The sequence below is a fragment of the Streptomyces broussonetiae genome (assembly GCF_009796285.1).
Lineage (GTDB): Bacteria > Actinomycetota > Actinomycetes > Streptomycetales > Streptomycetaceae > Streptomyces > Streptomyces broussonetiae.
In genome coordinates, this window is the sequence record NZ_CP047020.1 from 2,467,575 (window position 1) to 2,483,159 (window position 15,585).

Genomic DNA, 15,585 nt, shown 5'->3' on the forward strand with positions numbered 1-15,585 from the left:
GGTGGCTCAGCGAGCGAGCCACTTCACCTCGTACGGCCCCATGTCGAACCGCTTGCCGTCGACCTGTGCGCTGATCGTCCGGTTCTGCGTGTTGACCACCAGAACGGTTCTGCCGCTCGCCAGGACCCGGACATCCGCCCGGTCGTCCGGGGCCACGGACACCGTCTCGTACCTCGTCCCCGGCGCGAACGCCTTCGCGAACCGGGACACCAGGTCGTACATGGGCAGCTCCCGGCCGCCGTCGGCACTGTCGGTCGGCGTCCACAGACAGCCGGCGCAGTCGGTGCCGGTCTTCTCCTGCGGGTTCCAGTAGAAGCCGGAGTCGGCTCCGCCCCTGACCATGGCGATCATGCCCGTGGCCTGGACGGCGACACGGTGCGGTTCGCTCCAGCCGGTGCGGTTGCCGCTGCCGTCGCCGGGCTCGACGTAGTACTCGGCCCACCACAGGGGCAGGTCGTGGGTCTGCTGCCGGATCCACCGGCTGACGGCCGTCAACTTGTCGGTGGCCGCGAACTCGTCGGGCAGCAGGTCGTCGTCATTGGTGTAGCTGGAGCCGTCGACCACGGTGAAGTCGGCTCCCGCCTTGTGCGCGTTCCAGTAGGAGAACGCGTCCAGCACCCGCTGGTCCATGGCGCCCCAGGGGCCCTTGAGCGTGCCGGAGACGTGCTGGTCGCGTGGGTCGACGCTGTCCATGACCAGGTAGGGCCCGCCGACCATGATGTCCTTGTCGACCTTCTTCAGTGCCGCGTACACGAGGTTGTACAGCTTGGTGTAACCCTCGTAGTCCCAGCGGGACCCGGCGTCGTTCCAGAAGCCCTTGAACTCGTTCCAGACGATGAAGTGCTGCACGTCCGGGTAGCGCCGGGCGACGGTCGCGGCGAGGTCGGCGAAGTCCTGGTAGTGGTCGGGGGTGGGGGCGGTCTCCAGGGCGGCCTGGCTCCAGTTCGTGTTGCCGGCCCCGGCCCTGCCGCCCTTCATCCAGTCCGGGGCGCAGCACAGGGTGATCACCGAGGTGCCGCCGGAGGCGCGCATGAAGTCGACACGGCGGTCCAGGGCGCCGAAGTCGTAGTGCCCCTGGACCGGTTCGGGATTGTCGGCGCCCCAGCCCATGATGTGCTGGTTCTGCGCCAGCCCGCGGTTCTGCGCGAGCAACCGCGCCACGCGCGCGGTGGCCGCGGAGGCGCCCTCGTCGGCGCTGTACTGGGTGTGCGTGAAGCCCCAGCCGACGTACGGTTCCGGCTTCGCGCCGGGGTTCGCGGGGGTGCCGTGCACCTTGTCGCCGTCGCGGGTGGTGCCGGCGGTGCCGGGACCGCCGGACAGCGTACCGAGCAGGGTCACCACCAGGGCCAGCGCGACCGCGCCGACACCGAGCAGGGCGGTGAGCCGCCACCGCCGAGTATCCGATTCCCACCCATGACGTCCCATCAAGGACAACAGTAAGGGCGGAGGCGGCGGGTCCGGCAGGTCTTTTGCCACACCCACAGGACTGCGTCCCGAGGGGCGTGGGACCGTATCGCCGTGCGGCCGCGCCGCGTGGCCGGGACCGGCCGTAGCCGGCCCGCGGATGTGCGAACCGCTCGTCCACCGGAGCGAAATGCCGTGCGCGGAGCGCATCCGTGCCCGATCATGGCGGCATGTCTGCGAACCCACACGACGCTCTGCCGATCCGGCTCCACGTCGACGACTCCGACTCGCCGTCCGACGTCGTCGACGCGCTGTTCCTCGGCCGCTTCGCGACGGGCGAGCAGCCGTACTCCCACGCGGTGAACATCGACCGCGTCCGCTCCGGCGCCACCCTGCTGCCCGACGGCGCCCGGGTGCTGCGCGCCGCCCGCGACGACGACCGCAGCGCGACCCTCGCCGAGGGCGACGGCTGGACGCTGCTGGTCTCCCGCTGGAACCGGGGCGCCGACGTCACGGTCACCGCGACCAGCGCCGAACTGGCGAAGCGGATCCTCGACCAGGCCACGGACGGCGCGGCCGACGAGCCCGAGCCACAGCCCGAGAACGTGACGATGGGCTTCTGGTACGTCTCCCCGCGGCGCGGCCCGCACCGCACCACCCGCCAGATCTCCGCGGGCACCTGGGACGAGGTCCGGTCCAACTACTCCGCGCCGGTGGCGGGCGCGATGGACCGTCTGATGAAGACGACCCCGCAGGACATCGCCGGCCGTCTCCTGCTGTTGCACGGCCCGCCCGGTACCGGCAAGACCTCCGCGCTGCGCACGCTGGCCCGCTCCTGGCGGGACTGGTGCCAGGTCGACTGCGTCCTGGACCCCGAGCGCCTCTTCTCCGACGTCGGCTATCTGATGGACATCGCGATCGGTGAGGAGGACAGCGCGGGCAAGGGCCGCTGGCGCCTGCTGCTCCTCGAGGACTGCGACGAGCTGATCCGCGGCGAGGCCAAGCACACGGCGGGCCAGGCCCTGTCCCGGCTGCTGAACCTCACCGACGGCCTGCTCGGCCAGGGCCGCAACGTGCTGGTCGGCGTCACCACCAACGAGGACCTGGAGCGTCTGCACCCGGCCGTGGTCCGACCGGGCCGCTGCCTCGCCCGGATCGAGGTGGGGCCGCTGAGCCGCCAGGAGGCGAAGGACTGGCTCGGCAGCGAGGCCGAGATCCGGGAGGACGCCGTCGGCCGTGAGGGCGCCACGCTGGCCGAGCTGTACGCGCTGCGCCGGGGTACGGCCCCGACCTCGGTGCCGGGGGCCCGGGACGGAGCGGACGCGGGGCTGTACCTGTAGTGCTTTGATGGTGCTGTGACCTTGTTCGTCGGCACCTCCGGGTGGCAGTACAAGGACTGGCGGGACCGCGTCTATCCGGCCGGGGTCCCGGCACGGCTGTGGCTGGAGGAGTACACGCGCCTCTTCGCGACGGTGGAGATCAACAACGCGTTCTACCGCCTGCCGTCCCGCGAGAACTTCGAAGCGTGGCGGGAGCGCGTCCCGGAGGACTTCGTCGTCGCGGTCAAGGCCAGCCGCTATCTGACCCACATCAAGCGCCTGAAGGAGCCTGCCGAACCGGTCGGGCGCCTGATGTCCCATGCCGCGGGCCTCGGCGACCGCCTGGGCCCGGTCCTGCTCCAGCTCCCTCCGACCCTGCGCGCCGATCCGGCCCTGCTGGACGCCTGTCTGGCCTGCTTCCCGTCCGGTACGAGGGTCGCGGTCGAGCCGCGCCACGACTCCTGGTGGACATCCGAGGTGCGCGCGGTGCTGTCGGCCCGGGGCGCGGCCCTGTGCTGGGCCGACGTCCTGGCCCGCCCGGTCACCCCGCTGTGGCGCACCACCGACTGGGGCTACGTCCGCTTCCACGAGGGCCGGGCCACCCCCTGGCCGCGCTACGGCACACGGTCCCTGGAGACCTGGGTGGACCGCATCGCCACGACCTGGGCCGACGCGTATGACGTGTACGCCTACTTCAACAACGATCCCGGCGGGGCGGCGGTGGAGGACGCGGTGACGTTCGGGAGGGCGGCACAGCGGGCGGGCCGGACGGTGACACGGGTACCGGAGCCGGCGAAGCACCGGTGACCACCCGGAGAGCCGCTACTGCCCGTAGGCCGCCCGCAGCGCGTCCCGCACGGCGGCCAGCGCCTCCCCCTCGGCCAGCCCCAACCGCCGCACCCGATCGGCATAGGCCTGCGCGGCGGCTGCTGCCTCCCGCTCCGCGGCCGAGCCGGCGGCAGCGACGAACGTGCCGTTGCGCCCCCGTGTCTCGATCACCCCGTCGGCCTCCAGCGCCCGGTACGCCTTGGCCACCGTGTTCACCGCGAGTCCGAGGGACTCGGCCAGCCCCCGCACGGTCGGCAGCCGGTGTCCCACCGGCAGCGCCCCGGAGCGCGCCTGCTCGGAAATCTGCGCCCGGACCTGCTCGTACGGGGGCGCGCTGTCATTGATGCGGATCTTCAGGCTCACGGCCCGATTCTCCCGCACCCGCCGGAAAATGAGAGGCACCCCGGGCCCGCCTGCGCCTACCGTCCCTGCTCATGACAGTCATCGTGCGCGACCTGCGCCCCGGCGACCGGTCCGACGTCGAGTCCTTCGCACGGGTGCGGCATCTCGCCCTGCCCTACATCCTGTGGACCCCGGACGCCATCCTCCACCACGTCACCCGCACTTCCCCCGAGGCCCGGTTCAGGTCCCTGGTCGCGGAGGAGGACGGCGAGACGATCGGCACCGCCCAGGTCTCGCTCGCGCATGACAGCCCGGAGCCGGGCCAGGGGCTGCTCAACATCTATGTGCACCCGGAGCGTACCGGGCGCGGCGCGGGCGGGCGGCTGGTCCGCGCGGCCGAGGAGCACCTGTCCGCACACGGGGCGACGAAGCTGTTCGCCTGGCTCCTGGACGAGCCGGCCAACCGGGCCTTCGCCGAACGGCGCGGCTACCGGGCCGGGCGGACCGCGCACTTCCTGCGCCTGGACCTGGCCGAGGCCGCTCTGCCGCCGCTGCCCGCTCCCCCGGCAGGCGTCGACGTGCGCACGGCCGCCGACTTCCTGGCCGACCCGCGCCCGTTGTTCCAGCTGGACGCGGAGACACATGCCGACGAACCGAGCGACGTGGACCACGAGTTCACCGACTACGAGGCCTGGGTCGAGGAGACCTGGCAGCACCCGCTGCTCGACCGCGACCTGACCACCGTCGTGGTGGCCGACGGCCGGCCCGCAGCATTCAGCGTGGCGTTCACCGACGGCGGTTCCCGGTACGCCACGGCCATGACCGGTACCGCCCGCGCCTACCGCGGACGCGGTCTGGCCAGGCTTGCCAAGACCTACGCGCTGCACCGCGCCCGCGCCGCCGGCTGCACACAGGCGCTCACGGGCAACGACTCCGGCAACGGTCCGATGCTCGCGATCAACAGGTCCCTGGGTTACGAAATCTGCGCGACGGAGGTCCGTTATGTCCGCGAACTCGGCTGAGCCGACCGCCCGGTTGGAGGTCGTGCTGGTCAAGGCCGGGCGTACGAAGATCCGTTACCCGGCCGAACTGCTCCACGACGACGGCACCCGCATCGCCGTCCGCGCGCCGTGGGCGGGCGCCGGCGTCCGGGACTTCGGCTTCGTCCGCTTCGAGCCGGGTGACGTCTTCACCGAGTACTACTGGCGGGACCGCTGGTACGCGGTGAAGGAGGTCCGCGCCGGGGACGGCACGGTGAAGGGCTGGTACTGCGACATCACCCGCCCGGCGGTGCGCACCGGCGCCGAACTGGTCGTGGAGGACCTCGATCTGGACCTGTGGCGCTCCGCCGACGGCAGGGACGTACGACGGCTGGACGAGGACGAGTTCGCCGCCGGCGGGCTGGCGTGGACGGACCCCGCGGCCGCCGCCGCCGCCGTGGCCGCACTGGACGAACTGGAGCAGCTGGCCCGCACCGGCGGCTTCGCGAAGCTTCTGACCTGACCCCTTCAGTCCTTGAGGTCACCCATGTCCGCCACCACCGCGTACCGCTCGTCCCGCACGGCTCTGCCCCACAGCAGCGGGTCGCCGGAGAGCCGCTCCACGCGGATGTCCGCGCTCAGCGGCGCGAGCAGGGTGGTGAGGCGGTCGGCGGGTATGCCGACGGGGTCGAGGGTCCCCCAGACCCCCTCGACCAGCACGAACCGCCCGCGGGGCCGCAGCAGCTCCCGCCAGTGCCGCAGCACCCGGTCCGGCGCGGGCAGCGTCCACAGCACATGCCGTACCAGGACGACGTCGAAGCTCCGCTCGCCCACCGGCGGGGCCGAGGCGTCCCCCCACAGGACCGCCGCGGCCCGACCGGCGAGCTTGGCGCGGGCCCGGTCGGCCATCGCCCGGGACGCGTCGACGGCCGTGACCCGGTGTCCCTGTTCGGCCGCGAGCAGTGAGAGGCTGCCGGTGCCGCAGCCGAGGTCGAGGACGTCGGCGGGCTGCTCGGGCAGCCAGCTCCGCAGTCTGGCCGCCCACGCCGCGCGGACCTCGAGGTCGCGCAGGCCGTGGTCCGGCTCGTCGTCGAAACCGGCGGCCTCGACGTCCCAGTCGATCTCGCCGGCAGCCGGCGGGTCCGTGTGGTCGTCCGTGTGCGTCATACCCGAAGAGTGACAGCCGCCACTGACAATCCGGCTCCGATGAGGAACTCTCCCCCCAAGCGTCTACCTCCGTGGGACACGGATTCCGGTAGGCACGGAAGGAGGCAGCCATGCGCCGCACAACCGTGCGCAAGCCCCTGAAGAAGACGGACAGCCGCCGGATCCGTGAAGAGGATCAGGAGCGCCCCGCAGGGCGTCCGGAGGTACGCAAGGACATCGCGCGCACCTGGTGGCCCGACGGCTGACCCGCAGGGTCCGCCTCTCGGGCCGGCGCGGTGTCAGTCCAGCCGTTTGCGGTAGTGGATCCGGTCGTAGGGGCCGTCGACGCGCCGTTGCACGGCCTCGTAACCGTACTTGGGATAGATCTTCTGGTTCTCCCACATCATCGCGTTCGTGTAGAGCCTGATCTCGCCGAGGCCCAGCTGACGCGCGCGTGCCTCGACGAACCGCAGCAACCGCCGTCCGACGCCCGTGCCATGGGCGTCGGGACGGACGGCGATGCTGTCCAGGAAGAGATGGTCGGCGCGCGCCTCGATCACGACCAGCCCGCCGACGGGCTCGCCGGTGACGAACACCCTGCCCGCGGCCACGTTTGCCATGTGGTCCGCCTCCATGGGCGCGGGCACCACACCGATGCGCTCGATGTAGGGGCGGTAGGCCGCGTCCGTCACGGCCTTCACCACCGGCACGTCGTCGGCGACAGCGGGGCGCACCCGCTCCGGATCCTCTTCGATCATGACCGCACGCTATCTGCCCGAGCACGGTCCGAGCACTTCCTCGGCAAGGTGGGGCGGGCTCGTACGGTGTCCCGTCGGCGCGGGAACCGCGGCGACGCGTTGTCCGAGCGCCGTCAGCCCGTGGACCCGTGCGGGGCACCCGGCTCGGGCAGCAGCCGAGCGCTGAGACGCTCCGCGCTCGGCCAGCGTACGTCGTGAACCCAGCGGAGCTTCTCGAACACCCAGATGAGGCGGGCCGACGGGTCGAGCTGCCCCGGCAGCACGCCGTGGCGCGCGCCCGTGGGATCGGCGTGATGTGAGTTGTGCCAGCTCTCACCGAAGGACACCAGTGCGAGCGGCCAGAAGTTGGTGGCCCTGTCCCGGCCGGCGAAGGGGCGCCTGCCGGCGACGTGGCAGATGGAGTTCACCGACCAGGTGACATGGTGCAGCAGCGCCATCCGGATCACGCCGGCCCAGAAGAACCCGGTCAGCGCTCCGGTCCAGGTGCCGGTGACGAACCCGCCGACCAGTGCCGGGGCCAGGAGCGACATGGCAACCAGTGGCCCGAAGAGCTGACCGATGAGCCGCAGGTCGGGATCGGCGGCGATGTCGGGCGCGAACCTGGCCCGGTTGCTCAGTTCGCGCTTGAGCATCCACCCGATGTGCGCGTGCAGAAGTCCCCTGAGCAGCGCGCGTGTGTCGGTCCCGTAGCGCCAGGGCGAGTGCGGGTCGCCCTCGCGGTCGGCGAAGGCGTGGTGGCGCCGGTGGTTCGCCACCCACTGGACCGGCGAGCCCTCGACCCCCAGCGAACCCGCGACGGCCAGGGCGATCCGCAGACCCCGCCGTGCCTTGAACGAGCGGTGCGTGAAGAGGCGGTGATAACCCACCGTGAGGCCGAAGCCGGACACCAGGTAGGCGACGGCCGCCATGCCGGCGTCCAGCGCGGACAGCCCTCGTCCCCACACGAACGGCACGACGGCGATCAGGGAGATCGGCGGGCCGACCACGAAGATCCACATGGCCACCCCCGCCGCGGCCGTCTGGGGGGCGTCGAGCAGTGGCCTGACCCCGGCCACGGCATCGGCGTCGGGTTCGACAGCGGTCTGTTCGGTAGGGTCGACGTCGCTCGGGTTCATGGGTTCCTCGCCATCGCTCAAGCCCTTCGGAGCCGGCGCCGGACCGACCTGGATCGCGCGCCCGTGTGCTGTCGAACGCGCTCGGCGGTCCCGGGCCCACGATCGCACCGGGCGGCATCCATGCAGGTCGTCGCGGATGTCCAGGGCGTGAACGTCACGGGACTGAATCTCCGTCGGCCCCTGGCACGGGTGCTGGGCCTCGCGGGGCGTGGGACAGAGGGGACCAGCGGCGCCGGTCTCGCCCTCCTGTGCCGTCCTCGACGCCCCCGCGGCCGCCCTTCAGAGGAAGACGCGAGCGATATCGAGCCGGCTCTGCGCATCCGTGACTCCCAACGTCGCCACATGCCGGAGCCGAGCCGTGGGACGGCGTGAGACGCCCAGTGCGTCGAAGACGTCCTGTCCGTGAGCCCACGTCTCCATCAGGCGAAGCGGCACCATGAGCGCTGCGGTCCGCTGCGAGCCGTACCACGGAAACCCATGGCCCCATGGACGTCATGCAGCGCCGCTGCCACCGCGGTTCGGCCGGCACGCCATCGTTCCAGCAGTTCCGATCGCGGTGTGGCTGCTCCCGCCGCCGCGTCCCCTCCCCTCTTCCTGAGCCCCCGGTTAGTCCGGCCTTAACGGGACCATAAGGATCCCCTCCACCCGCCCTCAGCAGGCGATTTCAGGGTTTCTTGGGGCTAGCTTCGGATCGCCCCCCCACGGGATCCAGCCTGCCGAAGCCGTCTTCCGAGGAGTTCCGCATGCCCGCTCGTGCCCGCCGTAGGGCCGCCGCCGTCGCCTTGCTCGGTCTGCCGCCGCTCGCCCTGACCGCGCTGGCCGCCGCTCCCGCGTCCGCGCACGGTTCGATGGGCGACCCGGTCAGCCGGGTCTCGCAGTGCTACGCGGAGGGGCCGGAGAACCCCCGGTCGGCCGCGTGCAAGGCGGCCGTGGCGGCCGGCGGCACGCAGGCTCTGTACGACTGGAACGGCATCCGGATCGGCGACGCGGCCGGCCGCCACCAGCAGTTGATCCCGGACGGCAAGCTGTGCAGCGCGAACGACGAGGAGTTCAAGGGCCTCGACCTGGCCCGCGCCGACTGGCCGGCGACGAGCGTGCGCAGCGGGTCGTACACCTTCAAGTACCGGGTCACCGCCCAGCACAAGGGCACCTTCACGGTCTACCTGACCAAGCCCGGCTACGACCCGGCGAAGCCACTGGCCTGGTCCGAGCTGGATCTGGCGCACCCCGTGGCGACGGCCACCGACCCGGTCGCCTCGGGCGGGTTCTACACCTTCTCGGGCACGCTTGCGCAGCGCACGGGCAAGCAGTTGCTGTATGCGATCTGGCAGCGCTCGGACAGCCCGGAAGCGTTCTACTCCTGCTCGGACGTCGACTTCGGCGGCACCACAGGAAGCACGGCAGGCACGGCAGGCGCAGGGGGCACCGCAGGCGCGGGAAGCACGAAAGCCGCCCCCGCCCCGGCCGCCTCCGCACCCACCGACCAGCAGATCGCGGCCGGTGCCGGCAGGTCGACGATGAGCCACCACGGCCACGGCGGCGACGCGACCGGCTCACCGGCCCGGCAGCCCACCGCTTCCTCCCCCGTGCCCGGCACGCCCAACGCGCCCGAGGCCGCCGGCACTTCGCAGAACCTGGCGGAGACCGGCGCATCCACCGGCACCACCTACCTGGCACTCGGCGGCGCGGGCGCGCTGGCGCTGGGCTCGGCCACGCTGTTCCTGTCGGTACGGCGGCGCTCGACCGGCCGCCGTTGAGGGTTCCGGGGCCTGTCCGGCGGCTCAGGCCGGACGGGCCCCGGCGCGCGTCAGCTGAGGGCCGACGCGCAGCTGGTGGCGCTCGCACGGGCCGGGTCGAGCGCGTTGGCCACCTCGTGGAAGGCGATGCGGTCGAACAGGCCGATCGCGACGTGTTCGGAGAGGTCGAGCGGGCACAGGTCCTGGAGCAGGACGTTGTGGACGTCCGAGCCGCTCAGGTACTGACTCTGCCAGGGCGTGGCCACCTCGTCGTACTTGGTGGCGATGACCGTGTAGTGCACTCCGGGGACGGTGTCGCCGCCCGCGTTGAGCTTGGCGAGGAAGTCGGAGCCGGGGATCTGGTCGGCGAGGCCGGGGGTGGTGGCCTTGATCAGGTCCGCGGCGCCGGGGAAGTACGGCAGCAGGTTGGTGAGGCCGCTGAGGGTGGCGCCGTGGTTGTCGGGGGCGAGCCCGACGAGGGCGTTCACCTTGGCGGCGCCGCCGAGGAACCTCAGGTAGTAGCGGGGCATCATGCCGCCCTGGGAGTGGCCGACGAGGTCGGCCTTGGCGGCACCGGTCGCGGTGAGCACCTTGTCGACGAAGGCGGACAGCTGCTCGGCCGACTTGTCGATGGGGCCGAGGCCGTAGAAGACGGGGACGCCGGGCAGTTGGCCGTAGTCGAGGGAGAAGACGCAGTATCCGCGGGTCTCCAGATAGGGGGCGAGGGAGAGCCAGTTGTCGACCGAGTTGCCCAGGGTGCCGTGCACCAGGACGACCGGGCGGGGATGGGCGGCGGAAGGCTTGCAGGCATAGTCGTTCCAACCGCTGCTCGGGGCGCTGTCGGCAGCGTGCGCGGTGGCGGCGGGAACGGCGGCGACGGCGGCGGTGAGCAGGAGCGCGGCCAGGGGTCTGAGAACTCGCTTCCAGGGCAGCATCGGGTGATCTCCTTGCGGCTCAAGGGAGGTGCGACGGCCTTACCCTGTGATCCGGATCACGAGGATGCTGTTCACTCGTCAAGTTACGGGCGAGTAGTGCAAGTGTGAAGTTACGCGCCAGTAAAAACTTCCAGTGCTAGTAGAGCGCCACTGAAACCTGACGCGATGTCACCAGGCGGCCCGATCGGGCCCTCGGGAGCGATCCGCGTCGGGCGCGGGGAGATCCCGGCGGGCACCGGGGCACCGGCCCGCACCGTCGACCGCGAGGAGATCTTCCATCGGTCCATGGGCGAACTGCTGATCACCCTCGACGGCCGGACCGAACGCATCGGCGCGGGCGACACGGTGATCATCGACCCCGGTGCGGCGTTGACGGTGGAGAAGCCGACCGGTCACACGGCGATCTCCCGGGGCGCCACCCCCATCGGCCCGGAGGCCGAGCCGGCCGACGGCACCCGCATCGTCCCGCCATGGGCCGACCGGCGCATGGACGCATGACCGGACGGAGTCAGGCCGCCAGCGCCCCCGGGATCACCGCCCTGGGGCCGAACTTCGCCCGCGCGCGGTCCGCGACCTCCTCGATGCGGCGGGCCTTCTCGTCCACGGGGTCGAAGGTGAGCTGGTAGGAGGCCTGGTCGGCGGGGGCCAGTCCCTCGGCGCGCAGGGCGATCGCGCGGACCCGGGCACGCTGGAGGCCGAGCGCCTCGTACATGCCGTAGGCGACCTTCGTCAGGGCCGACGAGTGCGCGGTCGGCTCCTTCAGCGTGCGGCTGCGGGTGGTCGAGGAGGAGTCGGCGTAGCGCACGGTGAGCGTGAGGGTGCGGCAGACCTTCTCCACCGCGCGCAGCCGGGCGCCCAGCTCCTCGGAGGCCGACAACAACGCCCTGCGATGCCGGTCGGGGTTCAACTCGTCGAGGCCAAAGGGGCGTTCGGCCGCCAGGGAGCGCGACACGGCATTCGGCACCACCCGGCCACGATCGATGCCGCCGGCCCTCTCCCGCAGCTCACGGCCCGCCCTCGCGCCGATCAGCCGCTGGAGCGTGGACAGCGGCGCGGCGGCGACCAGCCCCAGGGTGTCCAGGCCGTACTCGCCCAGGGTGCGGGCGGTCGCCGCGCCTACGCCGGGCAGCGCGGACACCGGCCGCCCGGCGAGGAACTCCGCGATGCCGTCCGGGTCTTCGGGCACGGTGCAGGTCACCCCGGGCCGGGCGTCGCGCAGCGCCATACGGGCCAGCATCGGCCCCGGGCCGGCGCCGATCACACAGTCGACGCCGTACCGTGCGAGGGCCCGTACCCGGATCACCGAGGCCAGTTCGACGGCGCTGCGTCCGAAGTACCGCTCGGCACCGCGCAGATCGGCCAGCACCCCGTCCGGGGGCAGCGCCTCGACCACGGGGGTGAAGTCCTCCAGCAGTCCGAGCAGTCCCGGCAGGGCCGCCTCGTACATCGGCGGCAGCTGGAAACGTACGCAGAGGATGGTCATCCCGCACTCCCCGGACTCTGGTGCCACAACTTCCTTACGGCCGCAGGCCCTTGTGAGGCCTCCTGCCCCGCGGGCCGCAGATCGGCCCACGGGTGCATCGCGTATCCGGTGGGCATATGGATCCGCCGCCCACCCGTGGCGTCGTCACCCGCCCCCTCGGCCACCGGCTCCGCGAGCCGCGCGGCCACCACGTCCAGACCGCCCTCGGCACGCAGTTCGGCCAGTTCGGCGAGGTTCCAGGCGGCGGAGCCCACCACACTCAGGCTGCGCGGACCACGTCTCTGCACCACTCCGCGCACCAGCAGCAGCCAGGAGTGGAAGACGGTGTGGGCGCAGGCGTCGTGCGAGTCGTCGAAGAAGGCGAGGTCGACCAGGCCCGTGCCGTCGTCCAGCGTGGAGAAGATGACCCGCTTGCCGGAGCGGATCGGCGGGGTCTGGGTGGCCGCCTTGGCGCCCGCGACCAGCACGGTCTCCCCGTGCCGTACCTCACGCAGCCGGCGCGCGGAGACCACGCCCAGTTCCTCGAGGAACTCCCGGTGGTCGTCCATCAGATTGCGCGAGGCGTCCATGGACAGCACGCCCAGCTCGGCGCTGAGCCGCTCGGCCGAGGTGAGGTCGGGCAGCCCGGCCGGAGCGGTCTCGCGTCCGCCCGTCAACGGAAGCTGGCCCCCGCCGCCGCTCCGGGCGCCCCGGTGCAGCTCGGTCAAGTGCAGTTGCAGGTCACGCCGGTTGGCGCCGAAGGAATCCAACGCACCCACCTGGGCGAGCCGTTGGGCAAGCGGCCGGCTCGGCCGGGCCCGCTCCCAGAAGTCGAGCAGCGAGGCATACGGCTGCCCGTCCTCGATCCTCTTCGCCTCGGCCTCGCTGATGCCGTGCACATCGGACAGGGCAAGCCGCAGCCCCCACCCATCCGAATCAGACACCAGTTCGATCCGATGGGCTACCCCGGACACGTTCACGTCCAACGGCAGGATCGGCACCCCGCGCCGCCGCGCATCGGCCAGCAGCAGCCGCTTGGGATACATCCCCGGGTCATGCGTGAGCAGCCCGGCGTAGAAGGCGGCCGGATGATGGGCCTTCAGCCAGGCCGACTGATAGGTCGGCACGGCGAAGGCGACGGCATGCGCCTTGCAGAACCCGTACGACCCGAAGGCCTCCACGATCTCCCAGGTCCGCCGGATCGTCTCCGCCCCGTATCCCCGGGTCGCGGCCTGCTGCGCGAACCACACCCTGATCCGCCCCTGCGACTCCGGATCCGACAGCCCCCGCCGCACCCGGTCGGCCTCGCCCCGCCCGCACCCGGTCATGATGGCGACGATGTCGATGATCTGCTCATGGAAGACGACGACGCCGTACGTCCCCTTCAACGGCCCTTCCAGATCCGGATGGGGATAGCGCACCGGCGCCCGCCCGTGCCGCGCCTCGATGAACGGCCGTACCATGTCGGCGGCGACGGGCCCGGGCCGGAACAGCGAGATGTCCACGACGAGATCATGAAAGGTGCTCGGCTGCAGCCGCCCCACCAGATCCCGCTGGCCGGGCGACTCGATCTGGAAGCACCCCAGCGTCTCGGCCGAACGAATCAACCGGTACGTCTGCGGATCCCCCGCCGGCACCGCATCCAGATCGATCCGCTCGCCGGTCGCCCGTGCCACCTCGGCGACGGCGTGCGCCATGGCCGACTGCATCCGCACCCCCAGCACATCGAGCTTGAGCAGCCCGAGGTCCTCCACGTCCTCCTTGTCGAACTGCGACATCGGCAGTCCCTCGCCGCTGGTCGGGACCACCGGCGTACGGGCAAGAAGCGAGGCGTCGGACAACAGCACCCCGCACGGATGCATGGCGACCCCGCGCGGCAGGGCGTCCAGCGCCTCGACCAAGTCCCACAGCCGCCCGAACCGCTCCTTCTCCCCTGCCAGTTGCCGCAGCTCGGGCAGTTCCTCCAGGGCGGCTCGCGCATCCCGGGCCCGAATGTGCGGAAAGGACTTGGCGACCCGGTCGATCTCGGCCGGATCCATCGACAGGGCGGCACCCGCGTCCCGGATGGCATGCCGCACCCGATAGGTCTCCGGCATGGCAACGGTGGCAACCCGCTCCTCGCCGAACCGCCCGATGATCGCCCGGTACACCTCGATCCGCCGGGCGGACTCCACATCGATGTCGATGTCGGGCAGCACCACACGCTCCCTGGACAGGAAGCGCTCCATCAGCAGCCCGTGCTCGACGGGATCGGCATGCGCGATCCCCAGCAGATGGTTGACGAGAGATCCGGCCCCCGACCCTCGGGCGGCCACCCGGATCCCCATCTTCCGTACGTCATCGACGACTTGGGAAACCGTCAGGAAATAGGAGGCGAACCCGTGATGGTCGATGATGTCCAGCTCCTGGTGCATCCGCTCCCAGTACGCACGCCGCCCGCCGTACCCGAGCCGCACCATCCCCGCCACGGCCCGTGAGGCAAGGGCCCGCTGAGCGGTCCGCCGTCCGGCACCCACGAGATGGGCCTCGGGAAAATGAACCGTCCCGATGCCGAGATCGTCCTCGGGGTCGACCAGGCACTCGGCGGCGGTCTCCACGGTCTGCTCCAGCAGCCGATGAGCGGTGTCCCGCCGATACCCGGCGGCCTCCACCACTCGCTCGGCGGCCCGCAGCATGTCCCCCGCGCCCTTGAGCCAGGCTTCCCCGGAGTCCAGGCCCTTCCTCGGATCGATCGGAACAAGCCGCCGGGCGGCATCCAGCACATCGGCGACGGGCCCCAGCCCGGGATCGGCGTACCGAACGGCATTGGTCAGCACCGGCCGCACCCCCTGCTCGGCGGCGAAGCCGACCGTCCGGGCGGCAAGCCGCAAAGAACCGTCCCCCGTCCCCGCACACCCATGCCAGACAGCCTCCAGCCGCAGGGCGTCCCCATGGATCTCACGCCAGGGAACAAGCAGCCTGGCGGCCCGGTCGGGACGCCCCGCGGCAAGAGCCCGCCCCACGTCGGACCCGGGTCCGAGCAGCGCCACGAGTCCGTCCCCGTGGTTGTCGTGCCAGGTCAGCAGCGGCGCAGCGGCCGTCCCCGCATGCGCAGCGGTGACGAGCCGGCACAGCTCACCCCATCCCCGGGCACCGTCACGCGCAAGAAAGGTCACACGGGGGGCCGCCTCATCGACAAAGGCCCCGCCCCGCACCGGCGCCCGCCGGCGCTCCCGCAGCGGGGCGTCGGCCTCCTGCACGGCGAGATTCACCCCGAAGACCGGACGCACCCCCACCCGCGCACAGGCCTTGGCGAAGCGCACCGCCCCCGCGACGGTGTCACGATCCGTGAGGGCAAGCACATCCATGCCCCGCTCCGAGGCGCGCTCGGCCAGCCGCTCCGGATGGGATGCCCCATACCTCAGGGAGAACCCGGAGACGGTGTGCAGATGCGCGAAGCCCGGCACACGCACCTCCCGCACTCGAACATCAGTTCCCTACTTCCACCCCCACCATACCTCCATTCCCGAACATCTGTACGACATCCATTCGGTCGCCCCTCACCTGCGCAAACACCCGCC

General features: G+C 71.8%; 15 protein-coding genes and 1 pseudogene. 7 read left to right on the forward strand and 9 right to left on the reverse strand.

Annotation, left to right across the window (positions count from 1 at the left end; translation table 11 throughout):
• Nucleotides 1-6 precede the first annotated feature (6 nt).
• On the reverse strand, nucleotides 7-1,425 hold the full coding sequence (locus tag GQF42_RS11390; RefSeq protein WP_158919514.1) for a GH39 family glycosyl hydrolase: 1,419 nt from the start codon (nucleotides 1,423-1,425) through the stop codon (nucleotides 7-9).
• Nucleotides 1,426-1,634: 209 nt separating this feature from the next.
• Between GQF42_RS11390 and GQF42_RS11395 the strand changes: the two genes are divergently transcribed.
• A complete protein-coding gene (locus tag GQF42_RS11395; RefSeq protein WP_158919515.1) occupies nucleotides 1,635-2,744 on the forward strand; it encodes a DUF5925 domain-containing protein in 1,110 nt (369 codons plus the stop codon).
• Between the two features lie 15 nt (nucleotides 2,745-2,759).
• Nucleotides 2,760-3,530, forward strand: a complete 771-nt coding sequence (locus GQF42_RS11400; protein ID WP_158919516.1) for a DUF72 domain-containing protein — start codon at nucleotides 2,760-2,762, stop codon at nucleotides 3,528-3,530.
• A gap of 15 nt (nucleotides 3,531-3,545) precedes the next feature.
• Here GQF42_RS11400 and GQF42_RS11405 read toward each other — a convergent pair whose 3' ends face one another.
• Nucleotides 3,546-3,914 (reverse strand): GntR family transcriptional regulator, encoded by a 369-nt coding sequence (locus GQF42_RS11405; RefSeq protein WP_199272648.1) that lies wholly within the window; start codon nucleotides 3,912-3,914, stop codon nucleotides 3,546-3,548.
• Between the two features lie 71 nt (nucleotides 3,915-3,985).
• Between GQF42_RS11405 and GQF42_RS11410 the strand changes: the two genes are divergently transcribed.
• Both GQF42_RS11410 and GQF42_RS11415 read left to right on the forward strand, forming a co-directional pair.
• Complete coding sequence (locus tag GQF42_RS11410) at nucleotides 3,986-4,915, forward strand: GNAT family N-acetyltransferase (protein WP_158919518.1); 930 nt, start codon at nucleotides 3,986-3,988, stop codon at nucleotides 4,913-4,915.
• Entirely contained in the window at nucleotides 4,896-5,396 is a 501-nt protein-coding gene (locus GQF42_RS11415; RefSeq protein ID WP_158919519.1) for a DUF402 domain-containing protein, read from the forward strand. Before GQF42_RS11410 ends, GQF42_RS11415 begins: the two co-directional genes overlap by 20 nt.
• Nucleotides 5,397-5,401: 5 nt before the next feature.
• Here the strand turns inward: GQF42_RS11415 and GQF42_RS11420 are convergent, their stop codons facing one another.
• A complete protein-coding gene (locus tag GQF42_RS11420; protein WP_158919520.1) occupies nucleotides 5,402-6,040 on the reverse strand; it encodes a class I SAM-dependent methyltransferase in 639 nt (212 codons plus the stop codon).
• 110 nt (nucleotides 6,041-6,150) lie between these two features.
• Between GQF42_RS11420 and GQF42_RS46925 the strand changes: the two genes are divergently transcribed.
• The gene (locus GQF42_RS46925) at nucleotides 6,151-6,285 is read left to right on the forward strand and encodes a hypothetical protein (RefSeq protein WP_158919521.1); all 135 of its coding nucleotides are present in this window, start codon (nucleotides 6,151-6,153) and stop codon (nucleotides 6,283-6,285) included.
• A 33-nt stretch (nucleotides 6,286-6,318) separates the two neighbouring features.
• On the opposite strand, the gene GQF42_RS11430 is transcribed toward GQF42_RS46925, so the two are convergent.
• The 3 genes and pseudogenes from GQF42_RS11430 to GQF42_RS45830 form a co-directional block, all read right to left on the reverse strand.
• Entirely contained in the window at nucleotides 6,319-6,777 is a 459-nt protein-coding gene (locus GQF42_RS11430; protein ID WP_158919522.1) for a GNAT family N-acetyltransferase, read from the reverse strand.
• A gap of 113 nt (nucleotides 6,778-6,890) precedes the next feature.
• Entirely contained in the window at nucleotides 6,891-7,892 is a 1,002-nt protein-coding gene (locus GQF42_RS11435; protein WP_158919523.1) for an acyl-CoA desaturase, read from the reverse strand.
• 324 nt (nucleotides 7,893-8,216) lie between these two features.
• Nucleotides 8,217-8,473, reverse strand: a pseudogene (locus tag GQF42_RS45830) (maleylpyruvate isomerase N-terminal domain-containing protein); the annotation flags it as partial.
• 162 nt (nucleotides 8,474-8,635) lie between these two features.
• On the opposite strand from GQF42_RS45830, the gene GQF42_RS11440 reads away from it, so the two are divergent.
• Nucleotides 8,636-9,649 (forward strand): lytic polysaccharide monooxygenase auxiliary activity family 9 protein, encoded by a 1,014-nt coding sequence (locus GQF42_RS11440; RefSeq protein WP_158919524.1) that lies wholly within the window; start codon nucleotides 8,636-8,638, stop codon nucleotides 9,647-9,649.
• A 50-nt stretch (nucleotides 9,650-9,699) separates the two neighbouring features.
• Here GQF42_RS11440 and GQF42_RS11445 read toward each other — a convergent pair whose 3' ends face one another.
• A complete protein-coding gene (locus GQF42_RS11445) occupies nucleotides 9,700-10,563 on the reverse strand; it encodes an esterase/lipase family protein (protein ID WP_158919525.1) in 864 nt (287 codons plus the stop codon).
• 165 nt (nucleotides 10,564-10,728) lie between these two features.
• Between GQF42_RS11445 and GQF42_RS11450 the strand changes: the two genes are divergently transcribed.
• Complete coding sequence (locus tag GQF42_RS11450; protein WP_233273325.1) at nucleotides 10,729-11,061, forward strand: cupin domain-containing protein; 333 nt, start codon at nucleotides 10,729-10,731, stop codon at nucleotides 11,059-11,061.
• A 10-nt stretch (nucleotides 11,062-11,071) separates the two neighbouring features.
• Here GQF42_RS11450 and GQF42_RS11455 read toward each other — a convergent pair whose 3' ends face one another.
• Both GQF42_RS11455 and GQF42_RS11460 read right to left on the reverse strand, forming a co-directional pair.
• On the reverse strand, nucleotides 11,072-12,046 hold the full coding sequence (locus tag GQF42_RS11455) for a DNA polymerase Y family protein (protein WP_158919526.1): 975 nt from the start codon (nucleotides 12,044-12,046) through the stop codon (nucleotides 11,072-11,074).
• On the reverse strand, nucleotides 12,043-15,471 hold the full coding sequence (locus GQF42_RS11460) for a DNA polymerase III subunit alpha (RefSeq protein ID WP_158930034.1): 3,429 nt from the start codon (nucleotides 15,469-15,471) through the stop codon (nucleotides 12,043-12,045). The genes GQF42_RS11455 and GQF42_RS11460 overlap by 4 nt, the downstream gene beginning before the upstream one ends.
• Between the last annotated feature and the right edge of the window lie 114 nt (nucleotides 15,472-15,585).